Below are 24,303 nucleotides of genomic sequence, written 5' to 3' on the forward strand. Positions count from 1 at the left end.
ACTTTTTAAAACTTATTTACTTATGCCAATTTATCATCAATTGGGGAAGTTCCTTCTAAAAGGCATACCGTATTTCGGAAACCTAATGGTGCTTTGTATTCCGAAGAACTGGTTTCTACACACGGATTCTCAAGCACATATTCGTTGGTTTATCACTGTCATCCGCCAACATTAGTTAAACAGATTGGAGAACCCTATGATGTGTCTCCTAAAATAGCACGGCGAAAGCATTTGAAACACACGAGTCTAAAAGGATTTGCTATAAAGTCGAAAGACGATTATCTGGAAAGTCGGGTACCGGTTCTGGTCAATGATGATTTGCATATATCCTTAGCAGCTCCTAGACAATCTATGACGGATTATTTTTATAAAAATAGTCAAGCAGATGAAATTATTTTTATTCATCAGGGATCAGGTGTCGTTAAAACAGGTTATGGTCAGATTCCATTTTCATATGGTGACTATATTGTTATTCCTCGCGGTGTGATTTATCAGATTCATTTTGATCAATCTGAAAATCGATTATTTATTATCGAATCCTTTTCGCCGATCCATACACCAAAGCGTTATCGAAATGAATTTGGCCAATTGATGGAACATGCACCATTTTATGAACGGGATATTAGAAAACCGTCACAATTAGAGACTAATGATTCATTAGGTGACTTTGAAGTGAAAATTAAAAAACAGGGATTAATATATCCGTATATATATGGTAGTCATCCTTTTGATTTCATTGGCTGGGATGGTTATCACTATCCTTGGGCGTTTTCAATCCATGATTTTATGCCTATTACGGGGAAATTGCATCAACCGCCACCGGTACATCAGACCTTTGAAACCGACAGTTTTGTTGTCTGTAGTTTCTGTCCACGTCTATATGATTATCATCCGGACTCGATTCCAGCTCCTTATAGCCACAGCAATGTGGATTCCGACGAGGTTCTATATTATGTAGATGGCGATTTTATGAGCCGTAAAAGTGTAGAGCGTGGTCAAATTACGCTACATCCTGGAGGAATTCCTCACGGTCCGCATCCTGGAACAGTGGAGAAAAGTATCGGTCAGAAACAGACCGATGAATTAGCGGTTATGATCGACCCTTTTAGACCATTAATGCTGACAGAAGAAGCTTTGGAAATTGAAGATCAAGAATATTTTAAATCCTGGTTGAGTTAATAATAAATTATAAAAGAAATCTAAAATGAAACAGACTTTTGCTGAAAAAATAGCTTTGGCGCAAGATTTTTTGCCCATTAACGGTACTGACTATATTGAATTTTATGTGGGCAATGCGAAGCAGGCCGCACATTTTTACAAGACGGCTTTTGGATTTCAGTCCGAAGCATATGCAGGTCCAGAAACGGGGGTACGGGACCGTGCATCCTATGTTTTAAGACAAGGTAAGATTCGTCTGGTGTTGACTACCGCATTACGATCAGACCACCTCATTTCAGAACATGTTAAAAAGCATGGTGATGGCGTTAAGATTCTTGCCCTCTGGGTAGATGATGCTACAAAAGCTTTTGAAGAAACAACTAAGCGAGGTGCTCAAGTGTATCAGGAGCCACAGGTATTATCTGATGAATATGGAGAGGCAGTTACCTCAGGTATATATACTTACGGAGAAACGGTTCATCTATTTGTAGAACGTAAAAATTATAACGGTGTATTTTTACCAGGTTATCAAGTCTGGGAAAGTGATTATCAGCCAGAAGAAGTAGGCTTGCTATATATTGACCATTGTGTGGGGAATGTCGGTTGGAACAAGATGAATGAAACGGTCGAGTGGTATCAGCAGGTTATGGGCTTCGTTAATGTACTTTCTTTTGATGATAAGCAGATCAATACCGAATATTCTGCATTGATGAGCAAAGTGATGAGTAATGGCAATGGATATGTGAAATTTCCGATTAATGAGCCTGCAGAGGGACAAAAGAAATCGCAGATTGAAGAGTATCTGGAGTTTTATGAAGGTGAAGGAGTACAGCATGCCGCATTAGCGACGAAAGATATTGTCAAAACAGTAAAAGAGCTGAAAGCGCGAGGTGTTGAATTCTTAGGAGCGCCACCAGAAGCGTATTATGATATGTTACCCGATCGTGTCGGTCAAATTGATGAAGAAATAAAAATTATTCAAGACCTCGGAATACTTGTTGATCGTGATGATGAAGGTTATCTCTTACAGATTTTTACTAAGCCAGTAGAAGATCGACCAACTTTGTTTTTTGAAATCATACAACGTAAAGGTGCTCAGAGTTTTGGTGCTGGAAATTTTAAAGCTTTGTTTGAAGCAATAGAACGTGAACAGGAAAAGCGAGGAAATTTATAATCATAGATTAGCGAGAATATGGAAAACATGAAAGATCTGCTGCAGGCGTTTGAGCGTAAAAGACCTGAGATTGTATTTGAATGGAAAGATACGGAAACAGAGGCTGAAGGCTGGATCGTTATTAATTCTTTGCGTGGAGGCGCTGCAGGAGGGGGGACACGCATGAGAAAGGGGTTAGATAAAAATGAAGTTGAATCATTGGCTAAAACCATGGAGGTTAAATTTACAGTTTCTGGACCTCCAATCGGTGGGGCTAAATCTGGAATTAACTTTGATCCTTCCGATCCACGAAAAAAAGGAGTACTGGATAGATGGTTTAAGGTGGTCACTCCGTTACTTAAAAATTACTATGGTACAGGCGGTGATCTGAATGTCGATGAAATTCATGATGTTATTCCTTTGACAGAACAGTATGGTCTTTGGCACCCGCAAGAGGGGGTATTGAATGGACATTTTAATGTGCGTGAAAATGAACGAATTCATCAGATAGGGCAGTTGCGGTACGGTGTTTCTAAAGTTTTGGAAGACCCGCAGTACAGTCCGGATATGAAGCGCAAATACAAAATTGCTGACATGATTACTGGTTATGGTGTGGCAGAAGCTGTTAAACACTTTTACAGATGTTACGATACCGATTGTATTGGTAAAAGTGCAATTATACAGGGATGGGGGAATGTAGCCGCGGCGGCTGCATTTTATTTAAGCAAATTAGGGGTTAAGATTGTAGGCATTATTGACCGGGCAGGAGGTTTAATAAATCCGTTGGGCTTTACAGAAGACGAGATCACTGCACTATTTTTAAATCGTAAAGGAAATGAACTAGCAAGCCCAGATTTGTTATCTTTTGAAGAAGTCAATAGCCAGATCTGGCGTATGGGTGCATCTATTTTTATTCCGGCAGCTGCTTCTCGTTTGGTTTCAAAAGAACAGGTAAGCGAATTAGTCACACACGGATTGGAGTTGATTGCTTCTGGAGCGAATGTTCCCTTTTCAGATCGGGAAATATTTTATGGACCGGTCATGGAATATGCCGATTCTCAAGTCTCTGTCATTCCAGATTTTATAGCAAATTGTGGTATGGCTCGTGTGTTTGCCTATCTGATGCAACCCAATGTAGAAATTTCTGATGATGCGTTATTTTCGGATGTATCTCGTGTTATCGGGCAAGCTATAGATCGGATTAGAGCAATATCAGAATCCAAAATACATCTGTCTTCAAAAGCATATGAAATTGCACTAAAACAATTGGTGTAATCGAGATGTCAACATATAATGGAAAAAGCATTTGCCGTTCAGCAAATGCTTTTTTCTGTAATTGATTTTTGATATCGTTTATTGCCTACCGTCTTTTTGTATATTTTCATTCGAATGATTTATATTAAACTCATTCTCTTTAAGTTCTTCTTCTTTCAGTTCATCCAATATTTTTTTCAACTGCAGGAGATAAGGACTATAAAAATATCTTGTCCAAGCCAGAATGGATAAAATAAATGTAAAACTGACAACCAATGTAAGAATGATAAACGATATGATATCGCTGTGAGATTCTGCAGGAAAACTTTCACCTCTTTCTAATTTAATTGTATTTACATATAATGCAATAGCCACAAGTGCTACGGGAAGTAAAAGAAAACCAAAGGCATGGTATCGCTCAATATTAATTTTAAGCTCATAGTATATTTCCAATAGACTATCCTTTGTATCGGCTGTATAATCGTTGATCTTATTGTAAAATAAACGGAAAAGGCTGAGATAATAAACTGAGATTATAACCAGCAAAGCATAAGATGTGTAATAAATAATATACAACGATGGATGGATATGCATGACTTGTGGAAAGAATAGTAAAAATAGGATAGCTATAATCTGCATATACCATTCATTTTTCATTTTCCGTTTTAGTTTATCTAAAGGATGCTTAGCCTGCCCGAGCTGTTTTATTTTTGATGGAATACGCACATCATTTGTGCTTTCGGAATTCCATGCCGTTTTTAATTCATCAAGATTCATAATTTGTTTTTTTTATGATTTGTTGTAATTTTTCTTTCGTTCTATTCAATTTTACACGTACATTTCCTTCACTTAAACCGAGCTGTATACCTGTCTCTCGATGCGATAGTCCTTCCATAAAGTAAAAGATCAAAGCTTTTTCCACCGCATTTAGTTCCTGTACCGCCTGGTAAAAAATCTCTAGCTGTCTATCTTTTTCAGGATTGTAATCTTCATTTTCAGGCTCTTTTATATTGTCGTAAGTATACACATCACTTCTTCGTTTTTCTTTTTTAAAATAGGAAATGGCTGTGTTAATAGCCACCCGGTACATCCAGGACGAAAAGGCACTCTCTCCTTTAAAGTTCTGATAGGATCTCCACAATTGTATGATGATTTCCTGTTGCAAATCTTCCCGATCTTCCGAACTGTCCATGTACAATCGAGCGACCTTATGCAAGATGCCTTTGTGAACCTCTACTAGGTTTAAAAATGTTTTTTCGATTAAAGAGTCTGCCTGCATATTATGCTTTTGCAAATGTTTTAATTAGTAATGCCTTATTTCTTTTCATAAACCTACTGCTTAAGGATATGTTCCTTTCTGTTTGTTAGTAAGTACAGGGTCTTGTTGTTTCGTTACACTTTTTTTGCTAAATTAAATCAAGGCTTCTGGGCTGTTCTAAAAATAAGATTTTATCCGGATGAATTTACAAATGCACATAGCCTAACTGAATTACGATTGCCATAAATTTCCTACGTCATGTCTTTGTCCTGTTTTACGAATGGATTAATGCTATTGGTAATCCATTAGGTATTTGATTGTTCCGGAAGTTAGCTCATAACTTTTTATATTGCCCTATACATACTGTGTACTTTTAAGTTCACTTCGGTTTTGGAAATCATTTATGCATGGCTTATTTATATACTATAACAATAAAACTATGATATTGATTTTTAATATTTCGTTTAGTAATTTGTTAATTATCCTAAATTAAAATTATGTTAAGCTTTTAGTTTATTAGATTAAAAGGTGTTTAATTAAGGGTTAGAGGAGTATTTGAGAATATTCTGAACCTGAGCATAAAGGTTTAAAAATGAAAATGCCTCAGGTTGGGAGCCTTAGGCATTTTCTAACCAATTATTAATCTAAACTATGAATAAAAGTTATTTCAAATTTTATGCCAAAAGATAAACTAATTATTATTAATGGTGTTACATTAACAATGTTACATGATTTACAGTAATTTTAGTTACTTTCTTTAATCACTTTCTCTAATTGATAAGAGTTTTCGCCTAGTTTTGTAACTTTAATGGATATTCCTGCTTCAAGTTCCAACTCTTGTGCGGCAGCAGTTCCCAGACTGAGCACATGTGAACGATCCCTTCTATATGAAAAGGAACACTCATATTCATTATCAATAAGAATTCGGATTTTTTTTGTCTTATTTGGGAACAATTGTTTTAGATCCTTCGTTATCCTAATCTGATTTTTAGTAACATCTTCTGCAGTGATCTGATTTCCTTTAGAGGGAAGGATTGCCGTTTCTAAATTTATTGTTGTATTTTTTACTGTTGAAGGTGTTCCATCAGTTGTTTGAGTAGCTTCTGAAGCATTATTGTCTGCATTACCTTGATTAGTTACAGTAATTTCAGCTTTTTCAGTGTGAGCTTGCCCTTTCCCTTGTTTCTGATTATTGGTCGCACTTTTGGATTTCGCAGAACTTGATTTTGTATTTTCTTGTTTTTGATTTCCGGAGGTATTTTCTGCTTGATCAGGGGGATTCTGCGTATTCACAGTCTTTCCTTGATGACTAGATACACTTTCTGTTTTGGTGGAATTCGGTGTATTTACCACTTTATTTTGCCCCGGATTGTTTTGCTTTCCTTGATTATGTCCTTTATGTCCTGTTTGCGCGGAACTGGAGTGAGACTGTGTCGTTTTTAATTGATTAGGAGTAGTATGCTCCGCTTTCGGGACGGCAGGAGTAGCCGGTGTGACTTTATTGATGATATTTCTAATGTAGTAATTCTTTATTCTTGATTTTTCAGTATTCCGTTCTTCAATCTCAAAATCTTCTTTATAAGCCTTGAAAAGATGCGATATTTTTTCATATCCATAATTACGGGCATCAAAATCAGGTTTTCTTTTATTAAATAAACTACCAATTTCCCCTAAAAATGCCCATCCGCTTTCATCAGCCGTATCATCTACAGTATCTTTTAATAGTTCGAGCGTCTCTTCATCCAATGCTGATATTTTATTCCGTTCAATTGGTGATGGCGTCGGACTGGTATTATTGTTTTTCTTTTTTACCGCCTTTTTTGAAACTTCTTTCTCAAGAATTTCCACATAAATAAACTTATCACATGAAGATATGAACGGTTTTGGTGTTTTTCTTTCTCCTATGCCAATGACAAGTTTTCCTGATTCACGTAGCCTAGTTGCTAAACGTGTGAAATCACTGTCACTTGAAACAATGCAAAATCCATCTACCCGATCCGAGTGTAGAATATCCATGGCATCTATGATCAAAGCCGAATCGGTCGAGTTTTTGCCCTGCGTATAACTGTATTGCTGAATAGGTGTTATAGCATGAGTCAAAAGACTGTCTTTCCAGTTTTCAACATAAGGACTAGTCCAGTCTCCATAAATACGCTTGATAGTAGGGATCCCATATCGCTTTACTTCATTCAATATCTCTTCTATCTTTTTATAGGAGATATTATCAGCATCAATTAAGATCGCTATTTTTTTTTCTGTTTCTTCTGGCATCCCTTATTTCTTTAATATGCACGATCTATTATTTTGCAATAAAATTCTAATCATTTATTTCTCTAATGTAATCTGAACGAAGTATAGTTGATAAAAAAAGCAGCGTAATACACTTCGTGGAAAAGTATTTAACGTTATTTTAATAGCTCTTCTCTTGTAAATATAATGGTTTCATTTAATATTTTTCTTAATCCATGTTCCCCTTTTTTCAATTATTGAAGCTATTTCATTGTTAGAGATTAAAACTGTTTATTTATGAAGGTATTAATGACCAGACTTGATCCTGTATAAAGCACTGAAGGCCCGGCATCGTCTTTCTGTCAAAAACTTATTATTTTTGTTAAAATTTCAATCTTATGTTGATTATCGATTCACCTTCTAATAATGCTTATTTTAATATAGCATCGGAAGAATACTTATTATATAAATACCCAAAAGAAGCTATTTTCCTTCTGTATATTAATGCACCTTCAATTATCATAGGCAAATTTCAAAATACATTAGCTGAAATTAACTTGGATTATGTTCAAGCTCAAGGAATAAAGGTCGTTCGAAGGATGTCAGGGGGAGGAGCGGTTTATCATGATCTTGGAAATCTGAATTTTTCTTTTCACATCTTGTTGGGCGAAAATGATTTTATGGATTTCTCGACATTTACTCAGCCCGTCGTATCGTTGTTAAATAGTATGAACATACCTGCAAAATTGGAGGGGAGAAATGATCTGTTGATTGAAGGGAAGAAATTTAGTGGAAATGCCAAACTTGCAAAAAATGGAAAAATGATCCAACATGGTACGTTATTGATTAGTTCACAGATGGAGGTGCTGGGCGATGCGCTAAAAGTTAATCCTTTGAAGTTTATAGATAAAGCTGTCAAGTCCAATCGTGCACGTGTAATTAATCTGAATGAGTACTTACCACAAGATATGACAGTCTCAGCTTTCAAGCAATTGTTGATTGAGGAGATGAGAAAGAATAATCCTGAAGCTAAGATTTATAAACTAACGGATGAAGATATTCTGGGGATCGAAAAATTGGTAGCAGAAAAGTACAGTACCTGGGAATGGAATTTTGGCTTTTCTCCTAATTACAATTTTAAGAAAGCGATAAAGATACCTGCTGGATTTATTGAAATACATTTAGATGTCCATAAAGGGTATATTGAAAAGGCGAAGATATTTGGAGATTTTTTTGCTTCAAAACCAATTGAGGAGCTGGAGATTATATTGATCGGACAAAAACATGAGACTGTCCACCTTGCACAATTACTGGAAAAGCATGATGTAACGGCTTACTTCGGTAAAGTTAATATTGCAGAATTAATGGAATTGTTCAAATAACTGTGGGTTATTTCAGTAGTACTCTTCGTTGGTTATTGAATTTTTAAGCCAATTTGAAGAGTGCTCATAATTTTTAAGTCTTACTTTACCCTTTTTCTTATTTGAAGTCAGCAAGAAGATCTCGCATCTTTGATAATTATGCTTCATTTTAACAAGTCCCTGACAAATGGACTTGCCGTCTTTAATCTTTATGGTTATGTTTGTCGTTTTGGGCATTGAAATTGAAAACGGAAGTTTCAAATTTCAATGCCCATTGATTTAATATTAAAAAACGTCATGATTGCCGAAATAGAAGACAAAGAAATTAAACAGATTTATCAAACATCAATCATTCAGCAAACGGCCTATTGGTCTGAAGTAAAAAGGTTACAGGGTGTAACTTCAAAAGCATTTAATTTTAAAACTAAAATAGCAGATCTTTATGTCGATTCCGAAGACAGTGCCTATTTTATAGGAGATCTATTGATTTTGATTCAGGCTATCGATCAGGAGCACAGTATTGCCTACGTTCCCTATGGACCAGAGATCGAACCATCGGTTGAAAATCAAGGCTATTTCTTGGAGCAATTGTCCGAGAGTTTAAGATCTTGTTTACCTAAAACTGCATTATGATTCGTTATGATTTATCTTGGGAATCACATTGGGCAAAAGACGATGACTGTTATGATATCAATGGCAACTGGTTAGGAGTTCCGGATAAAAAAATTCAGGAAATCCGTTTTAATTTTAATACCAATAATTGGAACTTAAGAAAAGCCAATACCGATATTTTACCTTCAAATACCATTTTTATGGATTTGAGAAAAGATGAAGATAGCTTATTAGGTGCAATGAAGGCCAAAACGCGTTATAATGTCCATTTAGCAAAGCGAAAAGGAGTCAACATTCGCTCTCTTGGTATGGATAGTTTAGCGATTTGGTATGACCTGTATAAACAGACTGCAGTGCGGAATAATTTCTTTTTACATGATATCAGCTATTTTAGAATTGTACTTTCTGCTCGTGCTAATGATACCCTTTCACCGGCAGATGTTCATTTATTAGTTGCTGAGGTCGAGGGCAAACCGTTAGCAGCCATGTTTTTAGTCGTGTCAGCAAATAGGGGGACATATCTTTACGGAGCATCAGCCACAGAAAATAGAAATTATATGGCAACCTATGCATTGCAATGGCGTGCTATGCAAATCGCAAAAGAAAAAGGCTGTACTGAATATGATTTTTTTGGAGTTGCTCCGCAGGCAGATGAGTCACATCCGATGTATGGATTGTACCGATTTAAAACGGGTTTTGGTGGTGAAATCTTTCATCGTATGGGCTGTTGGGATTATCCACTGGATAATGAGAAATATAAATATTATACTTCTATGGAATTCAAGAACCAGAGTTACCACTTGAGTTAAATTAAAAAGGGTTGATCATCGCTATGATCAACCCTTTTCTATATTGAAATATGTTCCGATTTCTTGGATGAGTAATTTTACACGGTTTCTTTTACTGCGTCTACATTCCAGCCTGATAGGATACCTCCATAAAAATAAAAAGTGACGTGGAATTTTTTATTACTGATTTTATCAGACACCAAATAACGTTCTGTAACATCATAGGAAGCTACTTTTTTGAAACTTGATAATTTTACCGCAGGAAGGCTGGTTGCAGTTTCTGAACCAGATACCATCTTTTGGATTTTAGCTGTGATCAAATTCATAATACCTTCTTTTTTGAAAGGATCTTTTTCAACCTTATTCGTCCCAACAAGAGGCATTATTCCATCGTTAGCCGCTTTTTTTGCTTTTGCCTGTGCAGTATAATTTTTAAATTTTTCTTTGACTTTAGGATCACGGATGCTGTTTACCGTAAAAATTGCGATTCCCTGTGCACCATGATTTAAAGCTTCGTCCATCTCTGTAAACATAGCATCGCTATTACTAGCCATCAGCCCACAATATAAGCTGGTCATTTTATTTTTATCTCTTGCATTTTCAATTGTACAGTCTCTGACGAAACTAGCATCTTCCGTGTAGAAATTACTATATACCATTGGGAATACCATATCCAGATTCCACTTTCCCCAATCTTGTCTTACCATACGGGATGCCATTTTAGGGGTTGGAAATGGCGATGCTGCCATAATTTTTCCACTAGCATGTACAACGTCTGCGATCATATTAGCCACATCTGTAATCTGATCACAACGGAATTGTCTCCATTTAAGATCACTGGAAGGATCTTTTTGTGTTCTAGGATCATAGCCATATTGTTCCTTAAATTTTTGGATTGCGACGGGATGATAACCATAATCCCATGCCGCATATTCGCGATCTTGAACAATATTATATTGGCCAAAGTGTAGTTGGGAGCACAACATCTACATAGCGGTGATAATCGATCGATATACCATCTAAGCCCTCTACAGCACAGTATGATTCAATTTTCTTTTTAATATAGTCTTTGACTTCAGGTAAGACTGGAGATAAAAATTTATAATAACCGACGTATGCTGTTGTATCTGCTAGGCTTTTTCCATTACGGTTTACACTGAACCATTCCGGATGTTCCTTTAATATCTTCTCGCGATCATGTTCTAGATTCATGGTCCATAACCAAGCCACAACTTTAATCCCATACTTATGTGCTATCGGGATAGCAACTCTGTAATCGTCGGGTGATGGTGCATTGAGCATCACTCCGTCAATACCTAGATATTGCATTTCACGGCATAAGGAATCAAAATTGCTTGTAGGTCTGTAATCCAACCAAGTCCAGAACATAGGCTGACCATCCTTTTCGGCCGCTTTGGTTTCAGAAGCGGTAAATAGAAATAGCCCAAAGAAAAAAAGAATGTAAAAACGCATGCGTGACAAATGAAGGTGATTCATAATTTATAGCTTTATTGAAACACGGTTTTGGTTATGTTTCGATTTATACTGTTTAAGCTGCAATATAAATATTTTTCATCAAATTGGACTAAATGGTTATAGCTTTTGGTTCGTTTTAATCATTAATTAGACAAAGTGATTTTTATTGTTTGATCTAGCAAAAATTAAGGATAGCGTTAAATTTCTAAAAGACAACGTTATATGGTGTACTAAAAAACGCCTGAAGCGGGGAACTCCAGGCGTTTTAACTAACCAATTATTAACCTAAATTATGAATACATACTAAACGCATTTAGTATGCCGATTAATATAATTGATCATGAATTTTAACAGATTTTAACTATTTTCCTCACAATTTGATCATTTGTGTCGTATATTTAAGCAATAAGGTCAGTTGAGAGAACTCTTAATATGATGATGAGGAACATATCAGTTCTCTGTACGCAATGATAAAGTGGCATTATCATTGAAGAAATGTAAAAAATGAAAAGTATACGAATTATTACGATGACTTTAGGTTTTACCATTTTAGAAATTTCCAATAGTACAAGAGAAATTTTTAACAGCCATATGCCTGCTGTATTTTATAATGTAAATAGCATCATCATACTCTAATTTTATTATTACGCAATTTCAAGCTGTTCTACATGAGAGAAAAAGTAAATGCCAGTCAAGAGATAAAACAACTTTTTGAGAGATTCGAGGCTCAACTTAGTGATCCAGCCTACATCGAGCTGGACTTTTTGGCTGCATTAATAGATATCTTTAGACCAAAGCGACGATCGTTATATTACCAGGTCGATATTGCGCCATTATTGATTTATTTAGAAGCTTCACCTGATGTCAGGTTCAGTTTTTCTTCTTATGTGCGTCGAGTTATTGATCATAAAGATTTTGATCAATTAATTTCAGATACCGGAATTATCAGTTATGCCGATTTTAGGTATGAGATCAAAAAGAGAATAACGGAGAAATACCTTCCTTCACAACCTCCCAAATCAACATTGCAATATGTGTTAAATCAGCTTTTCTATCATTCGCAAGATGCAGATTGGGTTGCCGTCATTCCCAATGATCAGTTGCAACGACTCTATCTGATATGTGATTTCAATTCATTATACGAGAGCGATGTCAACTTCAAAATCAAGGAGATTCTCTATGGTCTTGAAGTTTTGGTTCAACGTATTACAGGTAGGGCAATGGAAACAGATGTCAACAAGATGGTTCCTGAATTTCAAAATTTTGATAGTCCATTTATTGCCATCATGCGTGAGTTTAGCGAACTTAACGATCGTTTTTTAGCGGGTAACTTGCATTTTATGACCTCCGATGATCTTGCTTATAAACAAATCCTGGTTTTGCATAAGCAATGTGAAAATTATATTGATACCGCCTTTGCAAACTCTCATCGTTTTGGCATCTCAATTAAGGTCAATCAATCTTTATTAAGGATCCGGCAACAATTGGAAAGAATTAAAGCATCATTTCTTTTTTGGTTATTGATAAAGAGCAGGAAAAGGTTGATAAAAGTATTGCTTTTGCTCAGACGTTAATTGGTTACAACTGCCGTAAGAGTAATATTCGCAAACTTGTTGGACAGAGTACACAATTATTGGCTTACGAAATCACGCACCATACCGCACAGACCGGAGAGCATTATATTACCTCCAGCAAGAAAGAATATTGGAACATGTTTCGCTCGGCCTGTGGTGGCGGCATCATTGTAGGCGTTATGTGTATCCTGAAATTGTTTTTAGGTAAAGTAGAGACAAGCGAATTTGGACATGCTTTACTTTATAGTATAAATTATGCGATCGGATTTACAGCTATTTATCTATTTGGAGCAACCTTGGCGACAAAGCAACCCGCAATGACTGCTTCTGCTTTAGTTGCTGCAATTGAGAATGGGGCATCAGGACAAGATGAGACCAGACATAGATACTGGAATTTTGCAGTATTTTTTGCAAGATTGTTTCGTTCACAATTCATTGCATTTGTAGGTAATGTGATAATGGCTTTTCCCGTAAGTCTTGTTTTAATTTGGGGTATACAGGAACTTTTCCATTATAATGCGGCAGCAGGGAAATGGATGACCTTGGTCAATGATCTTAATCCGACCGAAACTCCTATGATCTTGCATGCTTGCATAGCAGGTGTTTTTTTGTTTTTGTCAGGAATTATTGCCGGTAGTATCTCTAACCGTGATAAACACAATTCAGTGTATTATCGAATCGAGGAACAACCGGTGTTAAAGAAAGTATTCGGTAAGGAGAAAACTGCAAAAGTTGCCCGTTTTTATGAAAAGAAATGGGCAGGGATCGTTTCTAATATCTGGTTCGGGGTTTTTATGGGAACAACAGCTTCAGTCGGTATGTTTTTAGGTCTTAATTTAGATATTAGGCACATTACTTTTGCGAGCGGAAATTTAGCTTTAGGATTATTTGGGAATAACATGTCGCTGACTACTGATATGTGGATCTGGGGCATTTTAGGTATAGGGCTTATTGGTTTTTTTAATTTTGCTGTTAGTTTTTCATTATCGTTGACGCTCGCATTTCGATCCCGTAATTTATCCTTTGGAGAATTGATTAAAATGGCAAAAGCAGTCTGGATTTATTTTAAAATTAGTCCGAGGTCATTTTTCTTTCCACCTCAAGATAAATCGTAATATAGGTCTGCATGTGTAAGCTATTTTAACTGACCTTTTCTGATGGTGACACATAAAAGTTTATACCCTTCATCTGTTCTTAAGAATTCAAGATGATCCTGAACCAAATCCTTTTTGTTCTTATGGGATATAATTATAGACATGGTCGGATATAGCCAATCTTTTGATTCACCACAATTATTAAAATATTTCTGAAATTCTGGAGCATCGAACATAAAAGGATTTAAGCCATCTGCAGAAATGAAATAGTCCGTTTCTGAGCTTGTAGTTTCCATCAAATTATTTTTTATAAGATCAAAATTGCGTTCCATAAACATGATCTTATCTGATGCTTCCCATGCAATGGACGTTTCCCAAGTGACTTGTGAATAAGTTGCCTTTAATAATTTTGACTTTGTTAAATCAACGAGTAAATCTGTCTTTAACCAATTTTCAAATTCTTTCTGAAAATTAATAAAGGAATAATGTAAACCGTCAGTTCCGACAAAAGAAATTCGAGAGGGATCATCTAAAGATTCTTTTGTTTTTTGAAGAGAGAAAAATTTAGGGTTGGTTGGTATTCAAAATCTGCAATTATAACGTTATTACTGGTATCTAAAAGTACTTCTTCACCACCAACCCAAGTTATTAAGCTGTCTATTCCGACGCGTTTTTTTGTAGCTCCTTTTAAAGCAACCAGAAGACCATTATGAACGCGAGTCAAGCCACTGTAAATCGCGGGAATGACGATATCGCCATTCCGGTTAAAAAGACCTGTTAAAGAGGTTTGCGGATCTCTAAATCGGATAAACCCCTCACTTTCACAATCGGCGCCATTGTCGATGATATGCAAGCTATCGTGACCAATTTTACGGCCTGATTTTGTTAGATAGAATGAATTCCATTGACCATTATTTTTTTCAGTAGCAGCTAGGATGTCATCAAAACGATTTGCTCTTGTGACACCTTCAAATTTGGTTTGATTTTCATGTGGCCAAGTCCATCTTTAAAACCAATAAGAGTACTGTCTTGATTGTAAAATGCATACCATGGGTCGCTTCGTTGCGCAAACAGATTACAGTATGTAAATACTAAAAACAAGGACAGTGTGAAATATCTCATAGGACTAAAAATAAAAATCTAATAAAAAGGTTCTGATGTAAATTCTGATCCGCTCAGTTTATTGCAAAGCTTGTTCGAGGTCTGCAATTAAATCTTCGATGGACTCCAGCCCAACACTGATGCGGATAAGACCATCCGTAATACCGGTTTTCAGTCTGATTTCCCGAGGTATACCTGCATGGGACATTGAGGCCGGATGCGAGACCAAAGTATCTACGGTGCCGATTGAAACTGCTCGTGTACATATCTGTAGCTTATTGACAAAATCAATTGATTTTTCATATCCACCTTTTAGCTCAATACTCATGACGGATCCCGCATGTCGCATCTGCTTTTTGCTAATTTCAAAATCTGGGTGGCTCGGTAGACCGTTATAATGTACGCTAGCAATCTCCGGATGATTATTCAGAAAATAGGCTACATCCATGGCATTTCGGCAATGCTGTTCCATTCTTAATGGTAACGTTTTTATTCCCTGCAAAACTAAAAATGCATCAAATGGATTACTGTTTACACCCAGTAATTTATGTGTCTGGTGCACGTAAGTCTGCATGGCATTTAGATCACGGCCAATCAGGACACCACCGATTGCACTACCATGTCCATTTAAAAACTTTGTAGTGGAATGAAAAATAAAATCCACCTGATATTTAAACGGCTGTTGTAAATAAGGCGTTGCAAAAGTGTTGTCTACAGAAACTAGCTTCTGATATTTTTTGAAATCTGAACAACACGTTCAATATTGATGCATTGCATCGTTGGATTAGCGGGGGACTCAAAATGAACAAGCTTAATTTCGGGATTTGCTTTCAAAAGTGCTTCCAGTTCAGTAACATCTGTCATATCCGAAAAATAGGTTTTGATCCCAAATTTAGGGAGCATTTTCGTGATAAATTCATGAGTGCCACCATAAAGAGAAGGCGTAGCCAATAGTGCATCTCCGGCATTTAAGCAAGAAATAAATAAGGTAGACATCGCCGCCTGTCCACTTGAGGTTAACAGCGCCCTGGCGCGCATTGGCGTTCCGTCTTCATTTAAGATCTTCCAGGTTTCAAGATCGGCTATAGCTTGAGCTGTGGCATCAGTAGTTGGGTTTCCAAACCGGGAGTAAATATAGCCAGAATCTTCACCGGAGAATCTTCGCATACCCTGTTCGGCACTGTCAAAAGTAAAAGTGGAACTGGCATATATGGGTGCTAAATGAGAATGGTGACCATCAGTATGCAATTGATGTATGGCAAGTGTTCCAAAATCGATGCTTTTGTTATTCATTGGGTGTAGGTTTTAGGTTTATGATGATTTTATTATTAAAATTACTTTCGGGAATTGTAGCAAAATATCAGATATTCCTGCAATACAAGCGCATGCGTGTGCTCTTTATCCTTAGCAGCATAAAGTAATGTTATGATGGGATGCTCTTCCCATTTATCCAGATAAGAAATTAACTGTTCATTTTTTAGGAGTTCGTTTTTGTACTGGATTTTAAAGGTGTCCCATCGTTCCGGAACATGAGTATAGGCGAGCCGGGTTGCGGTAGAAGGTGCAATCGCAGTAGCCCATTCGTCAATATGAGCTTTTTCTTTAGTAAGACCTCTTGGCCATAGTCTATCCACCAAACTCGATAACCGTCATGACTATCGGTTTCTTCATAGATACGTTTAATACTTATATCTGGTCGCATAGTTTAAATTTAGTGATAAATCCTGATAGCAAATCTATTTATGCATAATTAATATAAGTACAAACCGCTTATTTATTTCATTGGTAAAGGAATCAATATGGAAAAGGACATCGACTATTAATAGATTGTAGTCGATGTCACACTTTATGAAGCATGTTAAACAGTAATTTGTATACCTATTTCAGTAATTGTGGTAAGTCGCAAATGATTATACATGCGATATTTATTTTAGACCAAATATCATGACATGATCGTATTGAAATTTGCCTTGAACACGGTGGTAAAATGATATAAAATGATGTGAAGGAGCAGAACTAGAAAATGACATGTAATTAGTTGTTATTACTTTGGTCAATTTATGTTTAGTTAGCTCCGAAACCCCATTTCGGAGCTTTTTATTTCCATCTTTATTGATAGGAAATCTGATTCGTTTTTAGCGAGAATGGATGAAGCTTGTTGGAAATTGAGTGCAGTATCAGTTTAAAAAAGAGATAGTTGAATGCCTGGTTTATTTGGGTCGGGTTTCTGGGCTTTTCCCATGACAGTTCTACCTTCATATTTCCATGAATCTCGTCGTTCCTGCTCAATGATTTCTTGAATATCAAACTGAGGGTTGAAATTCGCCTCAGTCTGAAGAACAATCTGATGCAGTTTATTAATCGTACGTAATTTATCAGACTGTCCCAATTTTGATTTTTCTATTCCTTTTCTTAAAACAGCAATGCTATTGTCATATATTGTTATTAGCACGGGAAAAGGGTGGCCATCTTTACCACCATGTGCAAATGAAAAACGGGCCGGGTCTTGAAAACGGGCCGGACCACCGTGTATAACCTCACTGACCAAAGCTAGGGACTGCATGGTGCGGGGGCCTACACCTTTTAAAAGCAACAGTTCTTCAAAATTGTCGGTCTGTAGTTCACGAGTTACATATAATAAGGCGCCAAGCCTTTTAAGATCAACATCAGAAGATTGGATATCGTGTTTTTTAGGCATGATCAAATGTGCAAATTCTTGTATTGTTTTTGCAGGATCTGTTTTTGCAATGGCGAGAATTCCCTGTCTATTGGAAGAAGCGCCCGAAGCTGTCAGGTTTAATATTCGTCCCTGTGATATTCCGTTAATACCGGTATGCGGTTCATCGATGAAAGATTTTAATTGTTCCGAATGCCAATGGTAACGCCTAGCAGTCCCATCATGATCATGCATTCCCTGTTGGACAACTGTCCAATTTCCCTTATCGGACACAATGAAATTGTGCAGGTACAATTGGTATCCATCTTGTATTGCGGTGTTGTCCACTTTTGCAGTCAATTTGCTCGCACGCACTAATTCCTCTCCTGCAAGACCAGCATGATCGGCTACCCGCAATAGCTCCATTGGGGTTTCTTTGGATAACTTACCTTTTCCGCCACAAATGTATAGACCTAAAGATGTGGAATTTGGATTGATGGCTCGTTTTAAAGCACCCATTACCGATGTGGTGATGCCGGAAGAATGCCAGTCCATACCGAGTACAGCGCCAAAACTTTGAAACCAAAATGGATCGGACAAACGACGAAGTACTTCATCTTTACCATATTCCGTTAAAATTGCCTCTACTATAGAAAGTCCCAAAGCCGACATACGTTCATAAAGCCAAGCAGGCACTTTTCCATAGTGAAGAGGTAAATCGGCTGTCCCGGAACGTTTCATGTTGTTTTTTGCTAATATTATTAGTGTAAATGTAGTAAATAAAAATTACAGTTCATTTTTTTATATCTTGATTTACCAGGTAAAATGGCTATAGCAACAGTTGTTTATTCGTCTTCATTGTATATATTCGCTTACAAAACAACACTCCTAAACTAAACTTAATTATGCAAGACCAAAAATCACAGCGACTGGAGTCACTGGATATTCTAAGAGGATTTGACTTATTTTTATTGGTTGCTTTACAACCTGTGCTAGTAGCGATCGGTCAGGTATGGGACAATTCTTATTATCATGCCTTTTTGTATCAATTTGATCATGAAGTTTGGGAAGGTTTCCGATTATGGGATTTGATTATGCCTTTGTTTTTATTTATGACCGGTGTTACTGTTCCTTTTTCTCTTGACAGTAAGATCGGACAACCTGTTGGACCGATATATAGGCATATTTTTAGACGTTTTGCTATACTTTGGTTGCTAGGGATGATTATACAGGGAAATCTACTGAGTTTTGATTGGCATTATTTCAAACTTTATTCCAATACATTGCAGGCCATAGCTGTGGGATATTTATTCACTTCATTAGCTTACTTTAATTTGCCGATACGAAAAGTAATTACTTTGAGCATCTGTTTATTAGTTGTATATACTATCCCATTTGTACTGGACGGCAATTATAGCCCACAAGAAAACTTTGCAATTCGTGTGGATAAAAAAATATTAGGTTCCTGGATGGATGGAGTGTACTGGGATCAGGGCATTTGGGATTTTTCAGACACCTATGACTACTCTTGGATATGGAGCAGTCTGACCTTTACAGTTACCGTGATGATGGGCTGTTTTGCAGGTAAAATCATTAAAGAAAATGCACGTATTAATCCCAATAGAGTTTTTCGTGATTTGATCACTATCGGTTTTATATGTTTATTGGCAGGAGTATTATTGCATTTTCAAATACCTATTATTAAACGTATCTGGACCAGTAGTATGACCTTGTTTTCAGGTGGAATCTGCTTTATCCTGATGGCTATATTTTATTATGTGATTGATGTTAAAAAGGTGGTTAAGCCCTTTAGATGGTTAAAAATATATGGCATGAATTCTATTGTTGCTTATTTTATTGGTGAATTTGTTAACTTCAGATCAGTAGTTCATTCTTTGACATTTGGTTTAGAGAACCAGTGGCCGGAACTTGCTCCAATCATATTAACTGTCGGGAATTTTTATATCGTATTTCTGATTTATACCTGTTGTATAAAATAAGTATTTCGTGAAGATTTAAAATGTGATTTATATCTTTTTCGCTAACCTAGTAGATGGCAACTATTTGGATTGATTTTTGATTTTACTATCGTGGAGGATTATATAAACTTACGGCACAAAAACAGTTTATTTAATACCCAAAATAAAAAACAGTCAAATAGTAGAAGAACTAAATTATGATTTTAATTGTTGACGATAAACCAGAGAATATCTATTCCTTGCAACAACTGTTAGAGTCTAGAGGTTTTAGTGTAGATACCGCTTTTTCAGGAGACGAAGCATTGAGAAAGACATTTAAGAATCGATATGCTCTTATTATTCTTGATGTAAAGATGCCCGATATGGATGGATTTGAAGTGGCTGATCACTTGGCAAAGTATACCAAAACCAAAGATATTCCGATTATATTTTTATCAGCAGCTAATCGTGACAAGAGATTTATAGAACAGGGATATAAATCTGGCAGTATTGACTATGTGACCAAACCAGTTGATATGAATATATTACTGCTCAAAGTAAAAAATTTTTATCGACTATATGAACAGACTTTGGTTCTTAATGCCGTGCAAGAAGATTTAAAGGCCGAAATTGAACGCCGTAAAAAAGCCCAGTATTCGTTAGTCGCCAAAGCCAATCATTTACGTTTGATATTAGAAGCTCTTCCACAGATAGCATTTACGGTAACACCGGATGTGAGGATTGATTTTGTTAATCGTAACTGGTTTACTTTTTCTAGGACGCAAAATGATTTTCCAGAATGTCATCCAAACGATCCAGCTATTCTGGTAACTTTAAGATCACACATTCAAAAAGGAACTGCTCTGGAAATGGAGGTTCGAATAAAACCTCTAGATGCACAACTTTACCGTTATCATCTTTTAAGAATTGTACCTATTGAAGAGGATCAATTCATTACCCATTGGTTGGTACTTTTACAGATATTGATGATCAAAAACAGCTTTCACAGAAGAAAGATGAATTTTTAAGTATTGCGTCGCATGAGTTAAAAACACCACTTACAAGCATGCGTGGTTATGTGCAACTTCTGAATCGTTCTTTAAAAGACGAGCCACATTCAAAAGCATATAAATATATGAACCGGGTTGAAGGACAATTAAATAAACTAAGTACTTTGGTTGCAGACCTGCTCGATATTTCAAAAATTGATAATGGTAAATTATATGTCGATCACCAATTTTTTGATTTAGATGCTGTGATTGATACAGTGGTCGATACGATGCATCAGACTCAGGAAAAGAGAATATTAAATATTGAACGCACAGGTGAAAAATTGGAAATCCCGATTTTTGGAGACGAGATGCGTATTGAACAAGTTTTGATCAATTTTATGAGCAATGCAATTAAGTATGGACCAGATTCTGACCATATTATAATTCATACGGAAAAGGATGATAAGGAAGTGAAAGTCAGTGTGCAAGATTTTGGTATTGGTGTTCCGCCTCAAAATCAAACGCCAATATTTGATAAATTTTATAGGGTAGAGGAGACTTCGGTACGCTTTCAGGGATTGGGATTGGGTTTGTATATCTGTGCAGAAATTATCCGTCAACATGAGGGACAATATGGTATGACGAGTAAAGCAGTTGAAGGTACCACATTTTATTTTACACTTCCTTTAAGAGTAGTACACTAAAGTTACCCGAGTTTCCAAAAATGTGAAAAACCTCAGTATCACCCTTGATGAAAATGAACATACTACAAAAAAATTAGCACGAACAGTTTAAAGATAGAGCCATGGATAATAGAAAGAAGATTTTAATATTTGAAGATGATGTTTCCATTTTAGAAATTGTGACCATTATTTTAGAAGATGCGGGATATCATATTGCCATATCTGAGACATCTCACGATATTATTGAGAAGGTTGCTGAACTGACACCCGATTTGATTTTGATGGACAATTGGATTCCGGATATTGGAGGGAAAGAAGCAACAAAACTATTGAAACAACATCCTTTATTTCAACATATACCCGTTATTTACGTTACAGCAAATAGTGATATCGCGTCTCTTGCAGCAGATGCAGGTGCAGATGATTATCTTGCTAAGCCATTTGATTTAGAAGATCTTGAAAATATAGTTGCTAAATATCTGGAGTAGCATTTGAATTACTTAAAAACCTTTGATAAAATCACTTTTGAGAAAGGGCAATGATCAATAATCAATAATAGTCGTTCAGATTACAGGATCGACTATTATTGGATTATAGTAATGAACTAACTCAATTGCGGATCTGTTTTTGAATGTTTTCCAGTTTCCACACGGCCTGCAAAATGGCGTTCGAAAGCTGTATTGACTACATGTAAACTGAGATCATACCAGCCAGATTGTTGGTGTGTGTCAATTTTCCAAGTGATCGATTTTCCTGCAGGTAATGATACTTTTATGCCAGTTGCTATATGCATTATCTTTTGCTTCAATAAGTAAGGCTTCTTGTCCTTCATTTATTAAAGTGATCAATAGGTTACCTGTTGCCTGCTTTCCTTGATCCAATTCATAAGAAGACTGTACTTGTAGCGCTTCATCTTTACCTTTAAATCCGCGCATAAATCCATTCGGCCCATAGGCTGTTAAAGTATAGGTATGGTCTTTAAAGTCCGATAAATTCCAGCTGAAATCTAGAGATTCTCCAGCAAGAACAGCAAAAGGCCAAAACTTCACGCCACCTTTATAAGTTGAGCCTGCGTATACATTGTATGGACTGCTTAGCGCCATTTTTCCAAAAATGGAATTTCCTGCTTCTAGTTTTAAATTAATTTTGTTCTCTTTTTTATCAATTTTTTCATGCACATATAGTTCGTAAGCGAGTGCATTAGATGGTCGTTGTCCTTTTTCTTGCTTCGCTAATAACGAATTGCTTTTTTTATGAAGTTTCAATTGCGCAATATCTACTTCAGACCATTGATGATAGTTATTAGGCAGTGGTAATTTTTTAGCTTCATCAATAGCACGAATTTGTGCATTACGATCCAAGAAAGGAAGTTTTTTAGCATTGCCTGAAACAGCAGTGCGAAAGACAGATGTCAGATCTCCAGTAATTGCTCTTCTCCATGAACTAATATTATCTTCATGGATATTTTTACCATATTTTTTATTTATGAATTGCTCAATAAATTGAATAGTAGACGTTATATCAAAAACTTCGGAATTGACCCATCCACCTTTAGACCAAGGGGAAGCTATTACTAAAGGAACACGGTACCCTAATCCGACAGGTCCTTCGGTGGCATTTTCCTTATCAACACCTGCTTCCAATTCCTGTTGCAGACTGACATACTCGCCAGAAATATCCAATCCAGGCGATACTTTTCCTGAAGTAGGATCGGCAGGATTCGGTGCTACAAAAGGAGGGACATGATCAAAATAACCATCATTTCATCATAATTTAAGATGAAAATTGTTTTGCGCCAGACATCGGGATTTTCAGTTAATATGTTTAAAATTTCTGAAGTAAACCATGCACCATACATGGGGGCACTAGGATGGTCTGAAAAATATTCTGGGGCGACCAGCCAAGAGACAGTAGGTAGATTTCCTGATTTTACATCTTGTCTAAATTGATGTAATACGTCACCTTTAGGAACCCGAATGTCTGTACCTTGTTCATTTACGGTAATGGCTTCGCGATAATTCGGGTCGTTTTCATTTGTTTGGAAGGCACGACGGAAAAGGGCTTGTTCTGATGGTGATACCTTGTTGAAGGCTTCCGGTGTTAATGACTCAAGCTTTTTCTCAAAACTTAGCAGCTGTTCTTTCTTTTGCTTCAGTTTATTCTGTTCTTTTTGTACACTTGTTGCTTGACCGTCCTGAAGTAGCTTCTCTATACCAGCGATTTCAGCAGGAAGCTCTGCTACGCGTTTCTTTAAAAATGCTAAATGACTTTCCTTAAATTCTATATGATATTGTGAAAACCACTCCAGGTTATTGTCCGTGTAATTGCCCAATAACCCATCGTCTTGTAGGCCAGATTGTATGCTGACTTCATTTTGGTACACCTTCCAAGAGACAGCCGCCGCTTCAAGTTTCTCTGGAAATGTTTTCCAGCTCGCCCAGCGGTTAAAATAAATATCCGAATTGCGTACTAATGGTTTTTCTCCTTTACCCGGTACACAGGTACCTGTCCAAAAAAGTGTCGGTTTGTTGTCGTGCCGGTTATTGAAGAACAGAAGTTTTGATCGCAGATCGTGAAAGCATCAGCAAATGCATAGTAAAATGGATTATCTTCCCGTGTATAATAACCCATTGTTAAAGGTATATCTCTAAAATCTTTATAGTCAGAACGTTTTGCGTCGATCCAATTATCGTGTTTTCCCTGGTTGCGTGCAGCAGATTGATTCTCCCAGGAGTGTGTAGATAGCTCGTCCAGGCCGCCTTAGATCTTTTAATATCCAACCGGAAAGGAGAGAACGTTTTTCCATCTTTTCCAGATTGTAACCATACTGGATTTCCATTCGGTAATTGTATCGCTCTAGGGTCTCCATAACCACGTACACCAGACAGCGTACCAAAACTATGGTCAAATGAACGATTTTCCTGCATAAGCATGACAATGTGTTCCGCATCTAAAA

26 protein-coding genes and 2 pseudogenes are annotated in these 24,303 nt (G+C 36.6%); 13 read left to right on the forward strand and 15 right to left on the reverse strand.

The features are described 5' to 3' along the window. Nucleotides 1-93 precede the first annotated feature (93 nt). Genes L950_RS05225 through L950_RS05235 form a run of 3 tightly spaced genes read left to right on the forward strand, consistent with a single transcriptional unit; the run spans nt 94 to nt 3,586 of the window. Entirely contained in the window at nt 94-1,179 is a 1,086-nt protein-coding gene (locus L950_RS05225; protein ID WP_021188074.1) for a homogentisate 1,2-dioxygenase, read from the forward strand. 25 nt (nt 1,180-1,204) lie between these two features. Then, nucleotides 1,205-2,332 carry a 4-hydroxyphenylpyruvate dioxygenase gene (hppD, locus tag L950_RS05230; protein ID WP_021188075.1) on the forward strand — a complete coding sequence of 376 codons (1,128 nt, stop codon included), beginning with the start codon at nt 1,205-1,207 and terminating at the stop codon, nt 2,330-2,332. Between the two features lie 18 nt (nt 2,333-2,350). Then, complete coding sequence (locus tag L950_RS05235; RefSeq protein WP_021188076.1) at nt 2,351-3,586, forward strand: Glu/Leu/Phe/Val dehydrogenase dimerization domain-containing protein; 1,236 nt, start codon at nt 2,351-2,353, stop codon at nt 3,584-3,586. Nucleotides 3,587-3,664: 78 nt separating this feature from the next. Here the strand turns inward: L950_RS05235 and L950_RS05240 are convergent, their stop codons facing one another. The 3 genes from L950_RS05240 to L950_RS27590 form a co-directional block, all read right to left on the reverse strand. After that, a complete protein-coding gene (locus L950_RS05240; protein WP_021188077.1) occupies nt 3,665-4,342 on the reverse strand; it encodes a hypothetical protein in 678 nt (225 codons plus the stop codon). Then, the gene (locus L950_RS05245) at nt 4,332-4,859 is read right to left on the reverse strand and encodes an RNA polymerase sigma factor (RefSeq protein ID WP_231576874.1); all 528 of its coding nucleotides are present in this window, start codon (nt 4,857-4,859) and stop codon (nt 4,332-4,334) included. The genes L950_RS05240 and L950_RS05245 overlap by 11 nt, the downstream gene beginning before the upstream one ends. Nucleotides 4,860-5,567: 708 nt before the next feature. Then, the gene (locus L950_RS27590) at nt 5,568-7,094 is read right to left on the reverse strand and encodes an NYN domain-containing protein (RefSeq protein ID WP_021188079.1); all 1,527 of its coding nucleotides are present in this window, start codon (nt 7,092-7,094) and stop codon (nt 5,568-5,570) included. A 356-nt stretch (nt 7,095-7,450) separates the two neighbouring features. Between L950_RS27590 and L950_RS05255 the strand changes: the two genes are divergently transcribed. The 3 genes from L950_RS05255 to L950_RS05265 all read left to right on the forward strand — a co-directional run bounded on the left by L950_RS05255 (nt 7,451) and on the right by L950_RS05265 (nt 9,834). Further along, entirely contained in the window at nt 7,451-8,434 is a 984-nt protein-coding gene (locus tag L950_RS05255) for a lipoate--protein ligase (protein WP_021188080.1), read from the forward strand. 276 nt (nt 8,435-8,710) lie between these two features. Continuing rightward, nucleotides 8,711-9,046 carry a hypothetical protein gene (locus L950_RS31980; protein ID WP_231576875.1) on the forward strand — a complete coding sequence of 112 codons (336 nt, stop codon included), beginning with the start codon at nt 8,711-8,713 and terminating at the stop codon, nt 9,044-9,046. Continuing rightward, nucleotides 9,043-9,834 carry a lipid II:glycine glycyltransferase FemX gene (locus tag L950_RS05265; protein ID WP_231576876.1) on the forward strand — a complete coding sequence of 264 codons (792 nt, stop codon included), beginning with the start codon at nt 9,043-9,045 and terminating at the stop codon, nt 9,832-9,834. Before L950_RS31980 ends, L950_RS05265 begins: the two co-directional genes overlap by 4 nt. A gap of 77 nt (nt 9,835-9,911) precedes the next feature. On the opposite strand, the gene L950_RS29500 is transcribed toward L950_RS05265, so the two are convergent. Together L950_RS29500 and L950_RS29505 are read right to left on the reverse strand one after the other, a co-directional pair. Continuing rightward, nucleotides 9,912-10,799 carry a hypothetical protein gene (locus L950_RS29500; RefSeq protein WP_197086261.1) on the reverse strand — a complete coding sequence of 296 codons (888 nt, stop codon included), beginning with the start codon at nt 10,797-10,799 and terminating at the stop codon, nt 9,912-9,914. Next, nucleotides 10,765-11,310 (reverse strand): family 10 glycosylhydrolase, encoded by a 546-nt coding sequence (locus L950_RS29505; RefSeq protein ID WP_197086262.1) that lies wholly within the window; start codon nt 11,308-11,310, stop codon nt 10,765-10,767. Before L950_RS29505 ends, L950_RS29500 begins: the two co-directional genes overlap by 35 nt. A 483-nt stretch (nt 11,311-11,793) precedes the next feature. Between L950_RS29505 and L950_RS34995 the strand changes: the two genes are divergently transcribed. From L950_RS34995 to L950_RS35005, 3 genes are read left to right on the forward strand one after another with little or no spacing between them, the layout of a single operon-like run. Continuing rightward, nucleotides 11,794-11,925, forward strand: coding sequence for a hypothetical protein (locus L950_RS34995; RefSeq protein ID WP_260292297.1), 132 nt, complete (start codon nt 11,794-11,796; stop codon nt 11,923-11,925). 32 nt (nt 11,926-11,957) lie between these two features. Further along, the gene (locus L950_RS35000; protein WP_052764313.1) at nt 11,958-12,863 is read left to right on the forward strand and encodes a hypothetical protein; all 906 of its coding nucleotides are present in this window, start codon (nt 11,958-11,960) and stop codon (nt 12,861-12,863) included. Further along, on the forward strand, nt 12,803-13,978 hold the full coding sequence (locus L950_RS35005) for a hypothetical protein (protein WP_052764314.1): 1,176 nt from the start codon (nt 12,803-12,805) through the stop codon (nt 13,976-13,978). The genes L950_RS35000 and L950_RS35005 overlap by 61 nt, the downstream gene beginning before the upstream one ends. Before the next feature lie 20 nt (nt 13,979-13,998). Here the strand turns inward: L950_RS35005 and L950_RS29510 are convergent, their stop codons facing one another. The 5 genes and pseudogenes from L950_RS29510 to L950_RS05295 all read right to left on the reverse strand — a co-directional run bounded on the left by L950_RS29510 (nt 13,999) and on the right by L950_RS05295 (nt 18,455). Beyond that, nucleotides 13,999-14,253 carry a hypothetical protein gene (locus tag L950_RS29510; RefSeq protein ID WP_197086263.1) on the reverse strand — a complete coding sequence of 85 codons (255 nt, stop codon included), beginning with the start codon at nt 14,251-14,253 and terminating at the stop codon, nt 13,999-14,001. Between the two features lie 233 nt (nt 14,254-14,486). After that, nucleotides 14,487-14,810, reverse strand: a complete 324-nt coding sequence (locus L950_RS29515) for a WG repeat-containing protein (RefSeq protein ID WP_021188083.1) — start codon at nt 14,808-14,810, stop codon at nt 14,487-14,489. A 327-nt stretch (nt 14,811-15,137) separates the two neighbouring features. Then, nucleotides 15,138-16,351: pseudogene (locus tag L950_RS37095) on the reverse strand (trans-sulfuration enzyme family protein). A gap of 41 nt (nt 16,352-16,392) precedes the next feature. Then, a complete protein-coding gene (locus tag L950_RS05290; protein ID WP_231576879.1) occupies nt 16,393-16,692 on the reverse strand; it encodes a DUF488 domain-containing protein in 300 nt (99 codons plus the stop codon). Nucleotides 16,693-17,240: 548 nt separating this feature from the next. Continuing rightward, on the reverse strand, nt 17,241-18,455 hold the full coding sequence (locus L950_RS05295) for a DUF763 domain-containing protein (RefSeq protein ID WP_021188087.1): 1,215 nt from the start codon (nt 18,453-18,455) through the stop codon (nt 17,241-17,243). A 164-nt stretch (nt 18,456-18,619) separates the two neighbouring features. Here L950_RS05295 and L950_RS05300 point away from each other — a divergent pair, with 164 nt between their 5' ends. The 4 genes from L950_RS05300 to L950_RS05310 all read left to right on the forward strand — a co-directional run bounded on the left by L950_RS05300 (nt 18,620) and on the right by L950_RS05310 (nt 21,835). Continuing rightward, nucleotides 18,620-19,714: an acyltransferase family protein gene (locus tag L950_RS05300; protein WP_021188088.1), complete on the forward strand. Its 1,095-nt coding sequence runs from the start codon at nt 18,620-18,622 to the stop codon at nt 19,712-19,714. 176 nt (nt 19,715-19,890) lie between these two features. Beyond that, nucleotides 19,891-20,700, forward strand: a complete 810-nt coding sequence (locus L950_RS29530; protein ID WP_197086264.1) for a response regulator — start codon at nt 19,891-19,893, stop codon at nt 20,698-20,700. Continuing rightward, the gene (locus L950_RS29535; RefSeq protein ID WP_197086265.1) at nt 20,634-21,368 is read left to right on the forward strand and encodes a sensor histidine kinase; all 735 of its coding nucleotides are present in this window, start codon (nt 20,634-20,636) and stop codon (nt 21,366-21,368) included. Before L950_RS29530 ends, L950_RS29535 begins: the two co-directional genes overlap by 67 nt. Nucleotides 21,369-21,469: 101 nt before the next feature. Beyond that, a complete protein-coding gene (locus L950_RS05310; protein ID WP_021188089.1) occupies nt 21,470-21,835 on the forward strand; it encodes a response regulator in 366 nt (121 codons plus the stop codon). 116 nt (nt 21,836-21,951) lie between these two features. On the opposite strand, the gene L950_RS31990 is transcribed toward L950_RS05310, so the two are convergent. The 5 genes and pseudogenes from L950_RS31990 to L950_RS35015 all read right to left on the reverse strand — a co-directional run. Next, nucleotides 21,952-22,140 (reverse strand): phospholipase domain-containing protein, encoded by a 189-nt coding sequence (locus L950_RS31990; protein ID WP_231576877.1) that lies wholly within the window; start codon nt 22,138-22,140, stop codon nt 21,952-21,954. Further along, nucleotides 22,076-22,525, reverse strand: coding sequence for a phospholipase domain-containing protein (locus tag L950_RS31995; protein ID WP_231576880.1), 450 nt, complete (start codon nt 22,523-22,525; stop codon nt 22,076-22,078). The genes L950_RS31990 and L950_RS31995 overlap by 65 nt, the downstream gene beginning before the upstream one ends. 372 nt (nt 22,526-22,897) lie before the next feature. Beyond that, nucleotides 22,898-23,916, reverse strand: a pseudogene (locus L950_RS32005) (alkaline phosphatase family protein); the annotation flags it as partial. Beyond that, nucleotides 23,817-24,029, reverse strand: a complete 213-nt coding sequence (locus L950_RS35010) for an alkaline phosphatase family protein (RefSeq protein ID WP_262506998.1) — start codon at nt 24,027-24,029, stop codon at nt 23,817-23,819. The gene L950_RS35010 and the pseudogene L950_RS32005, both read right to left, overlap by 100 nt. After that, nucleotides 23,981-24,303, reverse strand: a 323-nt coding sequence (locus L950_RS35015) for an alkaline phosphatase family protein (RefSeq protein WP_262506996.1), incomplete at its 5' end; no start/stop codon positions are given. The genes L950_RS35010 and L950_RS35015, both read right to left, overlap by 49 nt.

It is taken from the genome of Sphingobacterium sp. IITKGP-BTPF85 (genome assembly GCF_001006065.1).
GTDB lineage: Bacteria > Bacteroidota > Bacteroidia > Sphingobacteriales > Sphingobacteriaceae > Sphingobacterium > Sphingobacterium anhuiense.